This window comes from Chitinophaga sp., assembly GCF_019236475.1.
Classification (GTDB): Bacteria; Bacteroidota; Bacteroidia; order Chitinophagales; family Chitinophagaceae; genus Chitinophaga.
The window spans coordinates 294,123-313,503 of sequence record NZ_JAFAIX010000004.1 but is presented as its reverse complement, the minus strand read 5'-3'; the positions used below and the strand labels follow the sequence as shown (position 1 = coordinate 313,503).

The 19,381-nt window shown below is 40.8% G+C and carries 12 protein-coding genes and 2 tRNA genes; 4 read left to right on the top strand and 10 right to left on the bottom strand.

The window, feature by feature from the left end; all coding sequences use genetic code 11:
* Positions 1-198 precede the first annotated feature (198 nt).
* Positions 199-543, top strand: a complete 345-nt coding sequence (locus tag JO154_RS05365; protein WP_291942603.1) for a YrdB family protein — start codon at positions 199-201, stop codon at positions 541-543.
* A gap of 103 nt (positions 544-646) precedes the next feature.
* Positions 647-1,075 carry a nuclear transport factor 2 family protein gene (locus JO154_RS05360; protein ID WP_291942601.1) on the top strand — a complete coding sequence of 143 codons (429 nt, stop codon included), beginning with the start codon at positions 647-649 and terminating at the stop codon, positions 1,073-1,075.
* 87 nt (positions 1,076-1,162) lie between these two features.
* Here the strand turns inward: JO154_RS05360 and JO154_RS05355 are convergent, their stop codons facing one another.
* From JO154_RS05355 to JO154_RS05340, 4 genes are all read right to left on the bottom strand, one after another.
* On the bottom strand, positions 1,163-3,148 hold the full coding sequence (locus JO154_RS05355; RefSeq protein ID WP_291942598.1) for a SusD/RagB family nutrient-binding outer membrane lipoprotein: 1,986 nt from the start codon (positions 3,146-3,148) through the stop codon (positions 1,163-1,165).
* A gap of 11 nt (positions 3,149-3,159) precedes the next feature.
* Complete coding sequence (locus JO154_RS05350) at positions 3,160-6,459, bottom strand: SusC/RagA family TonB-linked outer membrane protein (protein WP_291942596.1); 3,300 nt, start codon at positions 6,457-6,459, stop codon at positions 3,160-3,162.
* A 1,140-nt stretch (positions 6,460-7,599) separates the two neighbouring features.
* On the bottom strand, positions 7,600-7,986 hold the full coding sequence (locus JO154_RS05345) for a hypothetical protein (RefSeq protein ID WP_291942594.1): 387 nt from the start codon (positions 7,984-7,986) through the stop codon (positions 7,600-7,602).
* A gap of 679 nt (positions 7,987-8,665) precedes the next feature.
* Positions 8,666-8,738, bottom strand: a tRNA-Lys gene (locus JO154_RS05340).
* Positions 8,739-9,067: 329 nt separating this feature from the next.
* On the opposite strand from JO154_RS05340, the gene JO154_RS05335 reads away from it, so the two are divergent.
* Positions 9,068-11,050 (top strand): KUP/HAK/KT family potassium transporter, encoded by a 1,983-nt coding sequence (locus tag JO154_RS05335; protein ID WP_291942592.1) that lies wholly within the window; start codon positions 9,068-9,070, stop codon positions 11,048-11,050.
* Positions 11,051-11,398: 348 nt separating this feature from the next.
* Here the strand turns inward: JO154_RS05335 and JO154_RS05330 are convergent, their stop codons facing one another.
* Positions 11,399-12,277 (bottom strand): AraC family transcriptional regulator, encoded by an 879-nt coding sequence (locus tag JO154_RS05330; protein ID WP_291942590.1) that lies wholly within the window; start codon positions 12,275-12,277, stop codon positions 11,399-11,401.
* Positions 12,278-12,420: 143 nt separating this feature from the next.
* Between JO154_RS05330 and JO154_RS05325 the strand changes: the two genes are divergently transcribed.
* A complete protein-coding gene (locus JO154_RS05325; RefSeq protein ID WP_291942589.1) occupies positions 12,421-13,209 on the top strand; it encodes an MBL fold metallo-hydrolase in 789 nt (262 codons plus the stop codon).
* Positions 13,210-13,432: 223 nt separating this feature from the next.
* Here the strand turns inward: JO154_RS05325 and JO154_RS05320 are convergent.
* The 5 genes from JO154_RS05320 to JO154_RS05300 form a co-directional block, all read right to left on the bottom strand.
* Positions 13,433-13,505 (bottom strand) — tRNA-Lys (locus JO154_RS05320).
* Between the two features lie 249 nt (positions 13,506-13,754).
* Complete coding sequence (locus tag JO154_RS05315; RefSeq protein ID WP_291942587.1) at positions 13,755-15,107, bottom strand: carbohydrate porin; 1,353 nt, start codon at positions 15,105-15,107, stop codon at positions 13,755-13,757.
* Positions 15,108-15,485: 378 nt separating this feature from the next.
* On the bottom strand, positions 15,486-16,895 hold the full coding sequence (locus JO154_RS05310) for a DUF5689 domain-containing protein (protein WP_291942586.1): 1,410 nt from the start codon (positions 16,893-16,895) through the stop codon (positions 15,486-15,488).
* A 37-nt stretch (positions 16,896-16,932) separates the two neighbouring features.
* Entirely contained in the window at positions 16,933-17,838 is a 906-nt protein-coding gene (locus JO154_RS05305; RefSeq protein ID WP_291942585.1) for a hypothetical protein, read from the bottom strand.
* A 4-nt stretch (positions 17,839-17,842) separates the two neighbouring features.
* Positions 17,843-19,381, bottom strand: coding sequence for a hypothetical protein (locus JO154_RS05300; protein WP_291942583.1), 1,539 nt, complete (start codon positions 19,379-19,381; stop codon positions 17,843-17,845).

The following is a 19,381-nucleotide window of genomic DNA, read 5'->3' as shown; positions in this document are numbered from 1 at the left end:
CTTCCACAAAAGTATTCCCCCTATATCCGCCAGACAACCGGAAAATTGACAAGCATTTTTTTTAACTATTCCCCGGAAAATCAATTTTCCCTTTTCCCACTAGAAATCCGAAACAATTTAGCCATTTTATTATTACCCATTCTAAACTCCAACTAATTTTGCCGGTCTAAGGTATTCATCATCAAACCTATTTATCAAATGATGCTACTTAAATGGTTAAATCGTACGCTGGCATTTTCACTAGAAATAATTATGTTGATTGTGGCCGTGTATGTTCCTATTAAAACCATTGCTGCTCCCTGGTTAAAATATGCAGTGGCGGCCGGCTTGTTGCTCCTCATCATCGTATTGTGGGGTACCTGGGCTGCACCAACAGCTACCCGGAGGTTAAAATTACCATACATCGTTATTTTTAAATTCCTCATCTACCTCCTCCCTACTTACCTGCTTTTTAAGATGGGCATGCGGAATTATGCATGGATGCTATATGCGCTGGTAGTGATAACTGAAATCGGAGCGGTACTGTTCCATGAGTATAATTGAGCCATTCCATATCACCTTTATGTTATCTTATCAACAACTATGTGCAGCCGAATGCTATTTATCTGAACTTTAACTACTAATCCTTTAAAAAACCATATTATCCATGAGCGAACAACACCCTAATCTTGAGATTATAGGTAAATTTTTTGCGGCGTATAGCCAGTTTGACACCGAAGCCATGAAAGAAGTGGTAGCGGAAGACGTTAAATGGACGATCCCAGGGCATCACCCCATGAGCGGTACTAAAGTAGGTATTACGGAAGTACTGGCCTACTTCTCCAAGCTAAGCGAATCAGGATTCAAGGCAGATCCTATTGTATTGGGCGTTAATGACGATTACGTAATTGACTGCCACCGTGGCTGGAGCAACCGAGAAGACGGCAACAATGTAGATATGTTATGGTGCCTACTGTGGAAAATCAAGGACGGTAAAATTGTAGAAGTGGTGAACTTCGCAGCAGATCAGCATGAAGCAGATCGTTTCTTCTACAAGGCATACCAACTGAAACCTATCCAGGAAAGAATGGCCTGACTTTGATAGCAATTAATATTTAACCTGCATAAAAAAGATCCGGCCATTTTGGACCGGATCTTTTTTATCTGTACTTCATTAGGATGCTTATTCTAATGCATTTTTCCATTTGGCAGAACGACCTGTAAACCATACAGGGAGGTCTGGATTATTAGTAGGACTAATAATGGACCATCCGTCTGGATCGGAAGCCTGAACGCTACTTGGATAAGTCATTCTTTCTTTCCATTTGAATCTTTCATACATAGAAGCAGGATTTGTACCCAGGTATTTAATTAATCTGCGCGCTGCAGTATATGGTACTTCAAAGTTCAACATATTATAGTGCAACTGCAACTGATTAAATATTGCTTGTACTTGTTGGGTGCTTGACATAGCATCAAATTTCTGAGCTGCCGTCTCTGCGTAAGCACTTGCATCATATTCCATTGGAGGTCTGGCGTTGATTCTAGAATCATCCATGGTAGTAGGCATCGCCGGGGTAGTTGTCTTGGAATATGGATTTGAGCTATTCAGATCATACCAATATTTGCAGGATAAAATGATCGCATTCTTGTAGTGATCGCGGGCAGAACCATTCAATTGACCAAAACCTCTTACGGCTGCTTCCGCCAAAGAAAGCTCCGTTTCAACCGCATGAAGGGTTGGATATTTTAGTGCAAAGTTGAATTGCGGACGGATATTGTACTCTGCAACCAGGTTGTTTTCAGTACCTACGTTCCAGCCATTATCATCGTAGTTCGCCACTCTGTTGCGAAGTGTATTTAACAAGAATGACTCGCGTTTAGACAAATTTGCTTTTGACGCATCATCCAAAACAATTGACTGGCTATTATTTACACCATAGTAAAAGGTTGTTTTTGAAATATCAGTCAGGATAGGATCATTGATGTAGAGGCCACGCAAAATTTTATTCAGATAACTATTTGGATCTGTATTGCCATCCCACTTGGTGTCAACACCGAGGTATCTGCCACTCCAGTCAGGAGCGAACATATAAGAAACGCGCGGATCAACAGTACCATTCAATAAGCCTGTTGCGGAATTATCGCCACTAAAATAGTATAACGTTTGTCCGTTTACCACTTTACTGCCCAGCGTTGGTTGACAGTACATCACGTCTTGCAAGAATTTTTTTCCTGCACGGCAATCATCTGCCCTTTCCCTGTATGCACGCGTAATACCTAATTCGTTACAAATACGATTAAGCGCAACAACAGCGATATCGGCTACTCCAGCCACATCGTTATAGTTAGACATTAAAGGTTTGCCTTGCAAATCAGTCAACACCTGGCGTGTAAGATCAGGCATCATTTCGCTCACGTTCATGGCACAACGTAACCTTAATGAATTAATATACTTACGCCATTGCAGCATATTTCCACCGAAAAGGATATCCTGTTTGTTAAATGACGCCTGTTCTGTAGCAGAAAGGGTCAAGTTTGTTATCACTGCTTCGGCAGCTTTAAAATCATTGATTATTTTCGGATAGATGTCTGCTTGACCCAGGTATTTTGCTTTAACGCCATCCAGACCGCCAGCAGAACCTGTTTCGATGTACGGAATTTTATCATACATGTCAGTGGCTCTTTGGTATGCATAGCCTTTTAATACATGCATCAACGTTATATACAAGCTATCCAAATTGGTACGTTTCGCTTGTGGTGTGTTGTTGTATTCACGTTGGGCCCAAAGTATAGGTGTGATCCATTGGGTATTAACAAAATTAAAAACAGATTCGTTAAAACCGCCGGTACCCCAGTCATGCTCCACATCTGCAAGTGTATAAGAACTTCCTTCCGTAGTTACGTTATAAATCTGAACGGCATTGGCCATAATCCTGTCTCCACTTCTTACCTGGTGGTAAACAGAACCATAATCACCACTTAAGAAGAAACCCTGGGTCAACTGAGAAGTGAAGAAGCCGGCAATAACGCTTACACCAGATTTATCCGCCATTTCTTTTGAATAGCCGTCAGGATTTTGATATAAGTCGTCCAGTTTTTTCTTACAGCCTACAGAAGCTGTTAACAACGTAAGCAAGAAAAAGGATTTTAGTTGAATATATTTCATCTTAGTTGTTTTTAGAATTTAGTTTTGATAGAAACACCAATTGAGCGCTGTGATGGTAATGCGGTTGTTCCATAAGAACCCACGCCCCATCCTGTTCCGTTAGTTGATTCAGGAACTGAATTCGGTGCAGCTTTGTAGAGGTAGGCCACATTGTTGGCAAAAACAGAAAGTACCAGGCTGTTCATGCGCACCTTCTTAGCAATTCTTGTGCTTAAAGTATAATCGATAGCCATATTACGCAGCGCTACGTAGTCGCTTTTATATATCCTATCTTCAGGGAAGAAGCCATTTGAGAAATAAGAATCGTAATAATAATTCTCAGCAGAAACCACTTTGGTATTCGTTTTACCATCCGCACTAACACCGTCTAATATCACGCCATCGTGGAAGGTAGGTCCATTAGGGTTTACACCTGCCACTTTCTTGGAGTTCGCATCTAAATAATAAGCAGCGCCGCCATGTGCCTCATCTCTATATTTCAATGTTTCTTTCAATACACCCGCCGCCATCATATAGGTTTCTGAACCTGACAGGAAGGTAGCACCAAACTGGTAGTCTATATTTGCGATGAAGCGTAAATTTTTATAGGAGAAAGAAGTGAAAAATCCACCCGTTACATCAGGAATTGTTTTTCCGATCAACTTTGCTGTGCTCTTGTAGTCATAGGCTGATCCAGCAGCATTTACCACTTTTTTACCATTGTTTGGATCTTTTGCATCATTTGGATTGTTGTAGGTGTAGTTAGATTTAGTCAGGTAAAGCTGACCATATTCCTGGCCAACATTAGCCACCGAATTCACTGCACCAAAGGCAGTCCACAAAGTGAGGGATTGCAGTCTGCCATCCAGTTTTTCAACAATTGTTTTACCGTGTGCAAACATCAGGTTTACATCCCACTCAATATCATTCGTTACAACTGGTTTTGTCTTAATAGCCAGTTCCCATCCTTTATTCATCACGTTACCAGCGTTCATACGCACATTTTTAACACCCATACCTGGAGGGGCAGCTACCGCCATGATCTGGTCGTAGATATTTGATTTGTAGTAAGAGAAGTCCACCCCAATTCTTTTATTTTCAAGCAGGTAAGTTTCAAACCCTACTTCCATCTCACGCTTACGCTCTGGTTTTAGATTTGGGAAGCCATTGGCATCCATTGGAGGGAGATCGGCAGGAGGAGTCAGCACATAGCCACCACCAGTTTGAGAAGTGGAATAGTTTACGTTACTGAAATAACGTGGACCTGGACGACCCACATCTGCCCATGATGCTCTTACTTTTGCATAATTAAATATCTCTGGTAATTTAAAGCTTTCGCTTAAGATCCACGCAGCACTGATACCAGGGTAGAAATAACTATTCTGACCTGGAGGCAAAATAGAGGACCAATCGTTACGTGCCTGTGCTTCTATATAAACCTGGTTTCTCCATGCCAATTGTGCTGATCCCAGTAAGCTGTATAGCATATCCGTACCGTTAGCAAACTGGTACTGAGGTTGTACGCCTAATGGCAAGTTATTAAAGGAGAAGTAATTAGGAATAACTAACTGTCCGTAACCATTTACAGATGCACCTTTTTGTTCCAGGTAATTTTTGCGGATCACTCCACCCACAAAACCAGACAAATCAAAATCGGAATTAATTTTTTTATTGAAATTAAGCATACCCTGGCCATAGGTGTTCTTGTAGATATTCGTTACATCACTGTACATGAAACCACTATTAGGCCCTGATAACTGCGGATCCAATAATTTACCTTTATATTCATTCCGCTCGGTGCTATAATCTATACCACCCATTAATGTAGCACTAAATATATCGGTGAGCTTTATATCGGCAGTTAAAGACTGGATATTATGCAATCTTGTAAAAATAGATTGATTTTGGAGCTGATCCCAGAGATAGCCTACCACTGCTTTCCTACCGTTGGAGATTAAATTCCTCAGGGTTGGGTTAGCGAAGTAGTTATATCCATCGGGAGTCACCATATGTGACTTTAACAAGCCAACATTGATATCCGCACTATATGCCCCAATCTCTGCCGCCTGACCTTCTCCATTCATGGTATTCAGGTTGGCAGCATTCAGGTTTCTGGAGATAAAAAAGTTGCCGGTATATTTAAGGGTAACATTGGGGTTTAGCTTGTAAGAGGAATTAATGCTAAAAGTATTTTTGCTAAAATCTGAACCTGGGCGGATCGGGGTCATACTTAAATTAGTGTATGAAAAACGAATCTGTCCCTGGTCATTTCCTCCACTCAACGCCACATTCGTTGTATTTTGATGGCCTGTTTGGTAAAGATCATTGTAGATATTTTTCGTTTGTGCCACCCATGGTCTTTCTACGCCATCCCACCACAACAGCTTCACGTTTGGATCGAATTTTGGACCAAATGCCGCTGCACCAGAACCATCTCCCAAGGTAGTTGCCAGCGCTCTCTTTCCATTTGCGTCTAAATAAAATCCCTGCGCGTCATATCTGGAGTTACTTGGACTGGAGCCGGTACCGTATTCATTTTGTAATTTAGGAAGAAACGCTGCACGGTCCCATGAAGTGGTAAAGGAGGCTGCTACTCCCAGGCCTTTGCCTTTGTTGCCACTTTTGGTGGTAATCAGTAAAACACCGTTGGCGCCTTCGCTACCATACAGTACGGATGCTTTAGCCCCTTTCAAAATTTCCATAGAGGCGATATCATCTGGGTTGATATCATTAATACCGGTACCATTGTCACGATCCGTAGCACCGAAACCCATTTTCGTATTTTGGTCATGAATAGGTACGCCATCCACCACGATGAGTGGGCGCGTGGATGAATTCTCATCGAAAGATACCGCATTTCGAATATTGATTTTCATTCCCCCGGAAGGTCCGGCCGCAGTAGCTGCTACTTGCACGCCAGGCGCAGCCCCGTAGAGTGCTTGTAAAGGATTCGTAGGCGTACCACTGGCCATGATCCTGTCGTTATCGATTTTGGATACTGCATAACCTAATGCTTTAGATTGTTTTTTGATACCCAAGGCAGTAACTACCACTTCATCCGCAGTCCGGATATTAGAGAGTAGTGTTATCTGCATCGAAGCAGCAGCCTGCATTTCTTTGGTGTTAAATCCTACATACGAAATAATCAGCTTCGCCCCTGGTTTTACGTGGATGGTAAAGCTACCACCCTTACCTGTTCCTACCCAGTTGGAGGTGCCTTTTTCATTTACGGTAGCTCCTTCAAGGCCGGTGCCTGTCGAGTCCTTCACGCTACCTGAAACAGTCATTTTTTCCTGCCCATAGGCAAACATGCTTCCTATGCAAAAGAGCATAAAAAACAATAGACATGTTTTCGTTGTCTGCATCATTTTTTTGATTTTGAATTGATAAAACTGATTTTGGTTTATTACGACGAATAGTGGCATAATTATTCACTGGCGAATGCCACGAAAGGGATGGAACATGCGCATGATCAAGCTGTTCATCCATGCTGTATGCTATTGTGTTTAATGCGGCATAGTCGTGATTATAAGCACAGGTTCCTGCCACTCCTCTTCATAGCGATTGGCGAGGTGGTGCAACATAAAAAATGAGGCCTTTCTTATTAATGTGAACGTTCCATTAATTCACTTTTATTTTAACTCAAATGTCATAACAAGGATTTTGCTCAAGAGTGCTGTAGATTTTTAGTTGATAATATACCCGGATGTACGAATAGTATTACTCGGCTGAAAGATTTTGGCGATATACTTTTTAATCATTCTCTAATTATGTTTCTTCAACTATCGATGGTATCCGTAGAAATAAATTGCGCGCGCATGATATCTGATCTATGTCGTGAATCATAATACTCTTTTCTCCATATCAGAGTTTCCATTCCTAATGTAATATAAGTTTGCTACACTTGTATGCCTTTTGCTTTATTTGCAAAAAAAACATCAATCTAAGTCAACATTTTATCAACATCTTGCTATAGGAAGGCAGATTTCTTCACCAGTAAGTATTCTGGTTCATTCGATTCAAATACTTGTCATTACTCATATGCAGAGTTTATGATAAGTTATTGGGATGCAATAACCGCTGAAACCAAATATATAGAAAGTGGCTAATTTTTATAGTCAATCCGATTGAAAAGATGAAACAAAAGATTAGGTGCCGCTCTTTCATACCGGAGCTTACAATATACTTAAAATAGGTCGTTTGGCACTGTATGCAAACACGGGTAAGCTGCAAGTAGTACTTCCGCGGCTGATTTTATAGGAGGATTTCACACTTTCTTAGTGTATCGAATTTGGTCGCCGCTATACCTAATATAAAGTAGAGGAAAGAAATCGGGGTTATATCTAAAAAAGAAAACCCCGCGGCAAGCGTGAGGTTTTAAATGCTGCTTATTACCTTAAAAATAAAATAGGGTCTCAGCAATACCTGAGACCCTATTCTTACTTTATCCGTTATAGATTATTAGGAAAGACTTATCCAAAAAGCAGCGCCAAGATCATTGGGCTAAATGCACTCCCAATCAAATAAGCCAACACATATATTTTACCTCTCCTTCTTTCTTCAGGGCTTTCATCTTTAAACTCCTTCTCATAACTGGCCCATCTTTTCTTATTATAGAAGAGGAAATAGTGAGCGATTGAAAATAGGATAGCGAAACCAACAACATATTCAGGTACTAGTCTAGGAAAAGTAACTTTAGAACGCAGCATCGATTTCATGATCATAAGCGCCGTTATTATTTGCATATAATGTACAAATGCAAGCGTTATGATTACATTAAAAACCGGCGTGTTATCACCACGTATATTTTTAGCCCAGGTATAAAGTCGGTAAATAATATATTTATAAAACTGTCTCATTAGTTAATTTTTTATTCTTTATAGTCCGGTTTGCTCCAACTATCAAACAAGCCAGCAGCGCACTGGTCATCATTAACCTCATAAAAATTCTCATATGCAGCAAAATTTAAACTGACAACAAGCTGCTGTCAGATAAAAAAAACACAACACTACACGGCGTGTAGCAGATATTCTAATTCTAAAATTTTCTTAAAAAAATACTCCTATCAGAACGATAGTTTTACTATTTGCGAAGAATACAGTGTAAATTGTAAATGCTTCGGTAATGTGGGAAATAAACAAGTACTCTCTATAGGACAAAGTGAATTCTTCATATTTAAAAACAGTAATCTCATAATATAGGTCGGGTCAATTATATACAATGATCAACTTAACTGCCATTTTTTGGCATTCAATTAAGACATCCAAGGTAATCAATTACAGATGTTTACCTAACATTTACGATGACAATTTTTAACTAGATAATTATTACAGTTTATAAATTGCTCATCAAAAAACGTCCTTTTTCAAGATCAATCTTGTCCTGGTAAAAAGAGCATGCATGATATGCAGTCACGGAATGTTAGGTATACAGCGACGCTAGTTTTGATTACTTCCCATTTTTCACAGTTACAGTATTAATAGGTCTACATTACAGGTTATCATAAACAAAAAAAGGGCGACTTTTAGTCGCCTTTTGTGATCCCGCTGGGACTCGAACCCAGGGCCCATACATTAAAAGTGTATTGCTCTACCAACTGAGCTACGGAATCATATCGCTGCTTTCACCGCGACACCCTTTTTTGTAATGGGAGTGCGAAGATAGAAAAATATTTATTCCTGCAATTTTTTCTGAAACATTTTTATTGATAAAAATTAAAAACATAGTACTGTTCTAAATATACACATATCACTCATTCATAGGTACTTATTCTTACTGCAGCTTAAAATACCCTTAAAATAAGTTATTTGCCATGGTTGTGATAAGCAGCTTATTGTACTTTCGCGGCTGATTTCATAGGGAGTATTTAACCGCTTTTAAAATAAAAATAGAATATGGTCGCCTGTTTAGCCGACATGTTCCCTACTCACAACCTACAATATGGATGCTCATCATCGCCATTTTAAAAAGATCACTACAGCAGGTCTGTTAATTGCACTTGGGATTATTTATGGCGATATTGGAACTTCGCCGTTGTACACCTTTCAAACCATCATGAATGATGGAGGTATTATCGACGAGCATCTCGTATTTGGAGCAATTTCGTGTATCTTCTGGACATTAACTTTACAAACCACCTTTAAATATGTGTTTATCACCTTGCAGGCAGATAATAAAGGCGAGGGTGGCGTATTCTCCCTTTATGCGTTGGTAAGGCGGTTTGGGCCAAAACTTGTTTTCCCTGCCATCATCGGCGCAGGTACGCTGCTGGCCGACGGTATCATCACACCTCCTATCACCGTAACATCCGCCATTGAAGGGTTAAACATGGTAAAAGGGTTGGAAAGTGTGATTGTTCCTGGTAATAGCCTTGTGGTGGAAATAGTATTGGTGATCATCCTTTTACTCTTTATTTTCCAGCGTTTTGGCACCAGGATAGTTGGCGGAGCTTTCGGCCCGGTAATGTTCCTCTGGTTTACGATGCTGGGTGTATTGGGTATCAGCCAGATCATTCATTATCCTCATATTTTTCTGGCACTGAATCCTAAATATGCACTCGCATTGCTCACGGAGCATCCTAAAGGGTTCTGGCTTCTTGGCGCCGTATTCCTTTGTACCACTGGGGCAGAAGCCTTATATTCCGACCTGGGACATTGTGGCAAAAAGAATATACAAGCCACCTGGATTTTTGTTAAAACAACACTTATTCTCAACTATCTCGGGCAAGGCGCCTGGACACTGTTGCAAAATAAAAGCACTCTTGGAGGTGCTAATCCATTTTTTGCCATCGTTCCTCACTGGTTCCTGTTACCTTCCATTCTCATTGCTACCAGCGCTTCCATCATTGCCAGTCAGGCATTGATCAGTGGCTCTTTCACCTTAATCAGTGAGGCCATCAGCTTGAACTTCTGGCCCAAGGTTACAGTGAAATTCCCTACCAATATTCGCGGACAGATTTATATCCCCAGTATCAACTGGATACTCTGTACTGGCTGCTTCCTGGTAGTGCTTTATTTCCGTACCAGCGAATCTATGACTGCAGCCTACGGCTTCTCCATCACCATTGCAATGTTGATGACCACCATACTCATGTTCTATTTCCTTCGTTACGTAAAGCATTATCCACTGTGGATCGTAACGTTGATCATGCTATTATTTATCGCCGTAGAATCTTCTTTCTTTGTAGCTAACGCAGTGAAGATCGTAAAAAGGTTATTCTTCCTGGTATTTGAAGTAGGATTAATATCTACCATGTATATCTGGTTTAATGCACGTAAGATTACGAACCGCTTCCTAAGCTTTATTAATTTAGATAAGCATTTAAATCAGATTGATGAACTGAGCAACAATCATCATATTCCCAAAATCACTTCTCACCTGATCTATCTCACAAAAGCTGATCATCCTAACCAGATCGAGAAAAGGATAATTTCTTCTATCTTCCAGCACAGCCCCAAACGGGCAGATATGTACTGGCTGATCCATATTGAACGTACCGATGAACCATTCACGATGGAATATGGGGTGGAAGAAATGAGCGATGGTAAAGTGATCCGCATTGACTTTAGGCTGGGCTTCCGTGTACAACCAAGAATTGGTTTAATGTTCCGCAATGTGGTGAAAGATATGATTCTTAACAAGGAACTACATGCCATACAACGCTTCCCAGCACTGGCTTCAGAAAATCTCAACAACTATAAGTTCGTCATTTTTGAAAATGTGTTATCCTACGACAACGAGTTTTCTGTACGGGAAGGCTTTATCCTCAACAGCTATTTTGCCATCAATAAATTAGCGACTTCGGATAGTAAAGCATTCGGATTGGATGCCAGTCAAACACTGGTAGAAAAAATTCCTTTGGTGGTAACGCCCAAATCCTGCGATGGTCTCCGACAGATCTTCTATAAAAAACGAGCAGAATAAGCTTTAATACAATGTTTCATTTCTTTTATGCAAAGGTTGTTCCGGCACTTATTCACTCTTTGTAAAAGAACAGCTAATACTAAAAAGCCTGCGCATATTGCGCAGGCTTTTCTTTGTGATCTCGATGGGAAGATAAAATCATCTCTTCCTATCAACAGCACGAAGCGGAAGGATTATAAGGATGCATTAAGGATGAATATTAGTAGTAATCGATTGCGCATATTTAAAATTCAAGGTAGCGCCACAAAAACGACTTTCTTTGTTTAAATACATCAACAGCAATAATTTAAAATTAACCATATGACTCGCTACAGTAAAAACGATGAATCAATATGGTTTCGATATATTTTAGTGAATTGCTAATTTTTCTGAAGTATAACTTTTTAAATATTGTGATGGAGTAATGCCTGTCTGAGTTTTAAAAAAACGAAGTAGATGATGTGGTTCCGAAAAACCAAGCTCAAAGGAAATCTCGCTGATACTTTTATTAGCATGTACGAGTAAGGTTTGTACCTCAAATAAAAGCCTTTGCTTTAACAATTCGGTTGCTGTGATATTGAATTGGGACTTTACGGCTTTATTTAGGGATATCCTGCTTATGCCTAACATATCGGCATAATCGTTTACTCGTTGACGTTGTCGAATGTTGGTTTCTAATAGTTTTTTGAATTGAAATGCGTGGTTCTGCGCTGTTTTAATCACAGGTAGATTTTGGGCATCCGCGTATTTCCGATTCAATGTCTGCAAAAGGTAGTATAAAAGGGAACGAATTATATGCTCGCTATCCGGCCTTGTAAGTAGTAATTCGCCTTTTATTTCCATTAAAATGCTGCACCAACGGGAAAGATCAGCCGAACCGATATGTAACATTAATGGTTGCTCATATTGATAAAAATACTGCAAACGATATGTAAATAGTTTATCAGAAAAAAAGTCATTTAGAAATTCTTCCTGAAAAACCAATATTGTATATGCTACATCATCGCCCTCTAATACCCAACGTCGTTCCTGAAAAGCCGATATAAAAAACACCGAATTGTCCTTCACATCAAGACTTTCTTGGTTCAGAAACAACTTACCCTTGCCTCTTTTAAAAAATATGATTTCGAAGAAATCGGTATTATAAAAATCAGTATTCAAATAGATTTCTTTTACATCTTCTCCAGGTAAAACGTTCAGTAAAAAAGGGACTCCACATTCCGTTTTATGAAATTTATGCGTCTTCAAAACTATAAAATTGTTTAACGCAAATTACGCAATTATAATCAGTCGAATGAGAGCAAGTTATCAAAATGGTAGTATAAACAAATCAATTGGTACTTAAGATTGGCTAGTTCTGTCTGATATTTGTGGTAATAATATGTAGACATATGAAAAGAACATCATCTATTCAACTTATCAGAAATGCCACTTTCGTTCTGAACTATGGTGGTAAGAAATTCTTAATTGATCCAATGTTTGCTGACAAAGGAGCCTATCCTGGATTTCCAGGAACAGTAAATGCTGAACTGAGAAATCCATTAGTGCCTATGCCGATAGCACCATCCTCTTTATCCGATGTAGACGCTGTTATTCTTACACACCTTCATCCGGATCATTTCGACCTGGTTGCACAAGAAATACTCCCAAAAGACAAACCAATTTTTGTTCAAAACAGGGAAGATGCACAGCACGTGAAAACCGCTGGATTTACAGATGTAAGGGTTTACGAAAATGAAGGCATTTTTCAAGGGGTTTCATTCCAGAAAACAGCATGTCAACACGGTTCAGATGAAGCTTATGCCGTTCCACAATTAGCTGAAGTACTTGGCCAGGTGTCAGGTCTGTTGTTCAACCATGAAGGTGAAAAATCGGTGTACATAATAGGTGATACCGTTTGGATTGCTGCGGTCGAAACCATTTTGACAAAGCACAAACCAGAGGTGGTGGTAGTAAATGCCGGGATGGCTACCGTTGATGGCTTTGGTTCCATCATAATGGGCAAGGAAGATATAATAAAGATAAATAAAATTCTACCCCAATCGCAAATCATTGCAGCTCATATGGAAGCTATTAATCACTGTATACTTAGCAGACGAGAGCTAAGGGAATTCGTAAATCAGAATGGTATCACAGACAATGTAATCATTCCCGAAGATGGCGAGATTATACAATTATAGAAATTTAGAAGAAATGAACATAGAAAAGAATATGCTTGTGAAGATAAAGTCCTAAAAATATTTACTGATAAGCATTTCAGAAAAAAAGGATACAGTAAATCTAAAATTATTTACTGTATCCTTTCAGATTCGTTTTGTATGATTTATCTTTTTATGGTAGAAACAGAAAAGCCGCTCAAATCCTACGATTCAAGCGGCTTTAATTTCCTTTGATATTCTTGTGTGATCCCGCTGGGACTCGAACCCAGGGCCCATACATTAAAAGTGTATTGCTCTACCAACTGAGCTACGGAATCATATCACTGCTTTCACCGCGATACCCGTGTTTGTAACGGGAGTGCAAAGATAGAAAAATATTTATTTCTGCAAATTTTTTTGAAACATTTTTATTGATAAAAATTAAAAACACAGTACTGTAGCCTATTTCAGGGGAATATTTTTTTTACAAATTTGCGTATATACGTAAGCGTAATAGGTAATATTGCCTTCTAGAACACTGTACAGAGGCGCCTTTCATTCTGCTCTCCTACTGCCCATTTGCAATATTAAAACATAATATGCCCTCTTACTCCAAATACATGCACGGGGCCTCTATCTTTATTATACCCAGGATTGTTAACGAATTGGTAGTCGAAAGTGATTTGAAAGAAACGGTTAATCTGGGCATTGTAATACGTTTCCAATATGCCTTCATGTCCGTAATGCAGCGCACCATCGCCAATAATGAATCCATAGCCGCCAGCCTCCAGGAAATTTCGATGGTCTGAGGAGATACCATTCACTACACCTGCAACACCCCACACATCATCCCGCCTTTTCCATTTAGTACCCTTTAATACCAGGCCTCCACTCAGGGTTCTATCGATCTCCGTGAATGCCCAAGTAACGTACTTCCCATCATTCCAGCCCACTCGGCAAAAGAAGCCAAGATCATTGCTCAACTGCTGATCGATATTTAGTCCTAGTCCGTACTTATGGCCACCGTATGAAGTATTTTCAGAAACGCCGCGGATAACATTTAGCAGAAAAGTATCCTTGCTGGTAATGGAATTGATACCCTGCTGATAAGAAGGCGCCTTGGAATATGTACTACTAGCCATGAGCCGTATCCTGCCAGTACGTTTGCCGAATTGTAGTTTATGTTCGTATTCCAGCGTTTCAGAATGCGCATTGATATTATACTCCATCAAGTGATAGTTGGCGATCCGAGGCACTGCCACAGAGGAAATACGTATAGCATACCTAGGTTTAATCAGTTCCACTACTAAGCCTTCTGTATACCCCCTGGTATTTGCTGGGTAATCCCAGGCGCCATTGGCCCAAACAGACCAGTTAAAAAATTGGGTCCTGGGGTCTTTCCCATATGCATTATTATCATAAAAATCAGCGATAGCAAATTTACCAGCACTGATAACGATCCTACTCGATGGAACCCTGCCAGCCACCTGGTTCACATCTTCCGATACATCTTCATAACTATTCCCCAAAGCAAAATATTGCTGCAGAAAAGCCCTGGCAATGAATACCTGTGGTTGAACGGCCCCTACGCGATAAGTTTCCCCATTCAGTGCGCCAGCCACCCCAGCGGCAGAGCTGAGCCCCTTACCTCCCGATACCTCGGGATTGAAGTAAAAGGTGGCCCCTTTCCATAATTTCCGACCAATGAATAACGTGGCAGTTAGACTCTGTGCGGTAGGTTCTACGGTATCGGCCAGACTGTTATCTCCCCTATATAGCGATTTAAACCCCGAATGTTTCTGCGCAATAATGGTTGTCTGAAAATGGAAGCTCCATTTTGATGTAGGTGCAGCACTGTCTCCTTCTTGCTGAGCGGCTGTTATTTGTACAAAACTGAACAATGCGACAATGACAGCAATTACTTTTCGTTGAATGGACATAGAAATGATACTTAAAAACTATATGAGATTTGGCGATTGCTTTATATGTGTGCTGCGTAGTCGTTAATCCTGTTTATGCGCCGCAAAGCTATCTAAGACCCAGTAAATGGAGATTAAAACAAAAATAAATTTTTCTTAGAATATCATTAGAGAGAAATGAAAACTAACAGGGATGGGCCTTTCAGGACTACTCCATTACCTGACAAACAGCAATATATTAGAAATCCTAATAATTAGACAAAGAAATTCCACCAGCAACTCTACCCAAACAGCGATCACCACTGGAATAGATTATAAATGGGGTACGGATTACATGTTTCTACTTCCTTTCACTGAAGAAGCCCGCGCTTAGCGCGGGCTTTAGGAATTATTTGAACACTAATAACCATATTCTATTTTGGTGATGATAATCGGGGCTGGAGCTGGCAGCGCCCAGGGGTCCTGGTTGGGGTCCACCCTGACGGAATAATTGATGATGCTAAACTTAGGTTCTTCCAAAAATTGGTCTACCGATGTCCTGTAAGAATAGGGATCTAATTCCGATACCGATTTGAATAGTTCTCGCCTTGCAGGGACATGGAATACAACAGTGTAAAGTTTACCTGTTGCTGAATAGGTAGCCGATACCGTATTGGCAACGTAACTCCCAATGGTATAGCGTAAATCCAGTTGAAAACTATCAGTGGCTGGGTTAAATGGGTTTACATTAATTTTGTCGCCATATGTACTTTTTGTAATGAAACCATTTACCTGGCTCCCTGCAAAGGTAACCCTGATCTCCTTAATGCCAGGCTGCACCACTAGATCAACTGAGCTTTTGAAGTCCCATACATTGACTGGCTGCTGTAGCATGAGATAGAGGTAGCTGGATTGTGCAGGCAGAAAACCAGCGTCAGAAGGAAAAGCAGGTAAATTACCTACAATATCCCCAACATAGTACCTTGATTGTACCGTCTCTAATGTGGTGTTACCAAAGGTTATTTTTGGGTTTTCCCAATAATGAGATGGATTATCCATTCCAATAATATGCATTTCATCCGTCACTAGCCGGGTAACTTCGGTACTATTTACATCGGCAGCATTCCGAACCTGTATATAAGGATTGGCTCCAGCGACTCTTAAAATACCAGTAATAGCGCTGATAGCGGCCGGATAAGTTGAATTTTCAAATACAGCACCAGGTAATACCCGCGATGAAATAATGGCAGTACTATCCATTTCCTTAAAGTTCAAGGTGCCATTATAGCTACCACCTCCACCAGTTAAGTTACCATCATAAAACCGCACCAGCACGCCATTCCACTTGGAGGCATTTTTCAGCGCTTCCGACACAGGTACAGATATGACTTTAATGATTCCTTTACCAATATGCTGAATGCGGGAAAGAGGAATATCTTTCAACATCACTTCTCCATTGACTTGCTGTAGCTTCCTCCCCGAAGCGTTGATCACCAGCCAGTCGCCAGGATTGAAAGGGGCAATCGTATCCAATTGCACCACAATTCCGGCAGTATCGGTTCCATCACTCTGCAAGATAATCGTTGTTGGATCGATATTTTTTCCTGTGCGATCAGATATTACGACTCCTGATATTTGTTTGCCATCGGCGCCATCCGGCACGCGTACCTCTGTTGCGATGCTCAAGGATTTTAACTGTGAAATGCTAATGGTCTTGGTACCAAATATAGCCGGGCTAAGGTCCGGTGCAACTGTTTTCGTACATGCGGTGGCAAAAAGAAGGAATAAGATGGCCAGCGCCGACATTTGCCTATATTGTATTTTGTTCATGGATATTCTTTTTAAAGTTTTCTGTAAGGCAGGCTCATTACCATAGTTGTCTTACCCCACTGCGCAGATTAGCCGCAACGGTTTGAATACTGTAGTTCACCGTTTTATCCTGGTTAATACTCACCGGTATTTTAAACGCGTGATCAGTTTTAAAGCCCTGTATAGTCAGTATATAGCCATGACCTCCATTTGCCGGTGTAGCGGTATTCACCAGCTCTTGCCCTGTAAGCGCATCGTAAAAGCGCAGGCCGAAAAGCCCATTGGAGGCATCTTTGGTATGGAGTAAAATGACTTCTGTGAATTGTCCGTATGCCAAGTTTTGCGGGAACTTCCCAGCACTGATATTTCCGTTGGGGAGTACAACACTACAGCGCAATGGCCCTACATCTGCCGCCTGATGGAGGATATAGAGCGCAACGGTATTGGTATCGGTTTTAATCGATACATCTACAGGCACTTTAAGCAGTTGAAACGCTGGCTCCTGGCCTTCTCCCTGCAAGGGTTTATCCGCGAGATAAAACAGTGTTGTTGTATTTTTATCAAATGATATGGATGTATCTATCAACATCCTATTGGGGATGGTACCTACCAGAGAGGTACTAGTATCAGGCACCATATAATTAAATTGGAATTGATGTATCCCATCCCGAAAACTAGTATATACAATACTAGGAACCGAACTATACACGGTGGGATATTCCATTTTCTGCGGCTTGGAACTCAGATCAAAAAATGGCATCCATGTATTTCTTTTAGCTACTGGCAGATCTACAAACAATCCGATCCCTCCCATTTTGTATTGTGCCAACACATCGGAGGTGGAATAAAAATTCATTTTGCTGATGTTTCCCTGCTCAGGAATTACCGGTTGTATATCCTTATTGCAGGCGGATATGCTGGCAATTACACTGCATAAAACAAGTATATATAAACGCGTTCTCATGGTTTTATTTTAAGGTGGTTTTTACAATTATTTTACGTCCATTGGCGGTAGCATATAAATGCCCCTCCTCATCGTAATTCAGCACCTGATCGGAGAAAATACTTTTCGGTTTACCGGGAGCAGTAAATGGTTCAAATGCAAAGCCGGATAAATCTGCCTGCGGTGCATACTGGTAGGTGCGGTTTTCTGCAAAATCAAAGGCCATCCATTTAGGCCCTCCTACCAATGGCGCCAGATTACCATTTCCTATCCCCAAGGAGCCTCCATCCAGGTACTGGTATAATAGGAAGATCATTTTCTGGCCTGGCACAGGCAAAAAGCCAAACCCTGTTTCAGGAGCACTGTTGTTACCCAGGTAACTGTTGAAATTTATTTTAATGCCGTTAAAAGCGCCAGTATAACTTTTGGGTAGAACGCCCCATTTCTCTTGTTGTATTTTTATCGTTTTAATCACTACCCTACTTTGCAAATCGTATAAGACGAGCTTATTGTAACCTGGTATATACATGACCGATTCATCAGGCAACAGGAGTGGTAACGCTTGCGTATAGGGATTATCGGGATCGGTTATATCTACCCCTGGTATATCCTGTGGCGCTATGCCTGCCCGGAATTGATAGCTAAAGGAGCCTTCCACACTGTTATACTTTGCAACTGCGCCATAATCTTTCTCCTGCCCCCATACTATGCCAGGGGTCACCATATAGACATTCCCTTTACTGTCCGCAAAGGCGGCATTCACTTTCAAGTTCACCACTCCGATATTACCTAAATATGGCGTAGTGTAGGTTTTAGTATGGTTTAACACTTTAATGGTTTTCGCTGTAAGGTCAGCTTCCACAAAAGCATAGGTCGTGTCTGTCTGTACAGATATCCAGGCTTTCGTTCCCTGTGGGTTGACGCATCCGGTAGTGAATGATTTAATACTATACTGGCTACCGGTCAGTTGATCCTTTGTCAGCAAGGTTTCAATGGTTCCGTCTTTTTTAATATGCTGTAGATTTCCGGTAGTAGCTTCGTAATAATATAGATCGCCTTTGCCGTTGATGCAATGCAGATAAATATTGTAGGGGCTGGTCATATCCGCATGTACCTTCAGCGAGAGTTTCTGTTTGAAACTCCCTTGTCCGTAACGACCGTAGATATTAATATTAGCACCAGAAACAGTATGCCCTCCCGAAGTAATGGTAATAGGTATTCCAGGGCCTGAGCCCATGTTATCTGTTATCAATACTTGTACCCAATCCATAGGAATACTCGTTGTATCGCCGGTGAACGGATTGAAATGCAGGCTATCTGCGGCCACAATAACCGCGTCTTCATTACCTATTCGTATTTTAAGACCATTGTTCGGTTGTAGTCTGCCAGTAATAGTCATCGTATCGCCTACGGTATAGCTAGCGCGATAGCCGTACGGTGTCTGATAACTTACTTGTGGCAGCGCATCCAGCATGTTTTTAAAATTATCGGCTTTATTACAAGACCACAACAGGCAACTGCCTAATAGCAGCACTGTCAACTGATATATTATGCTATACTTCAT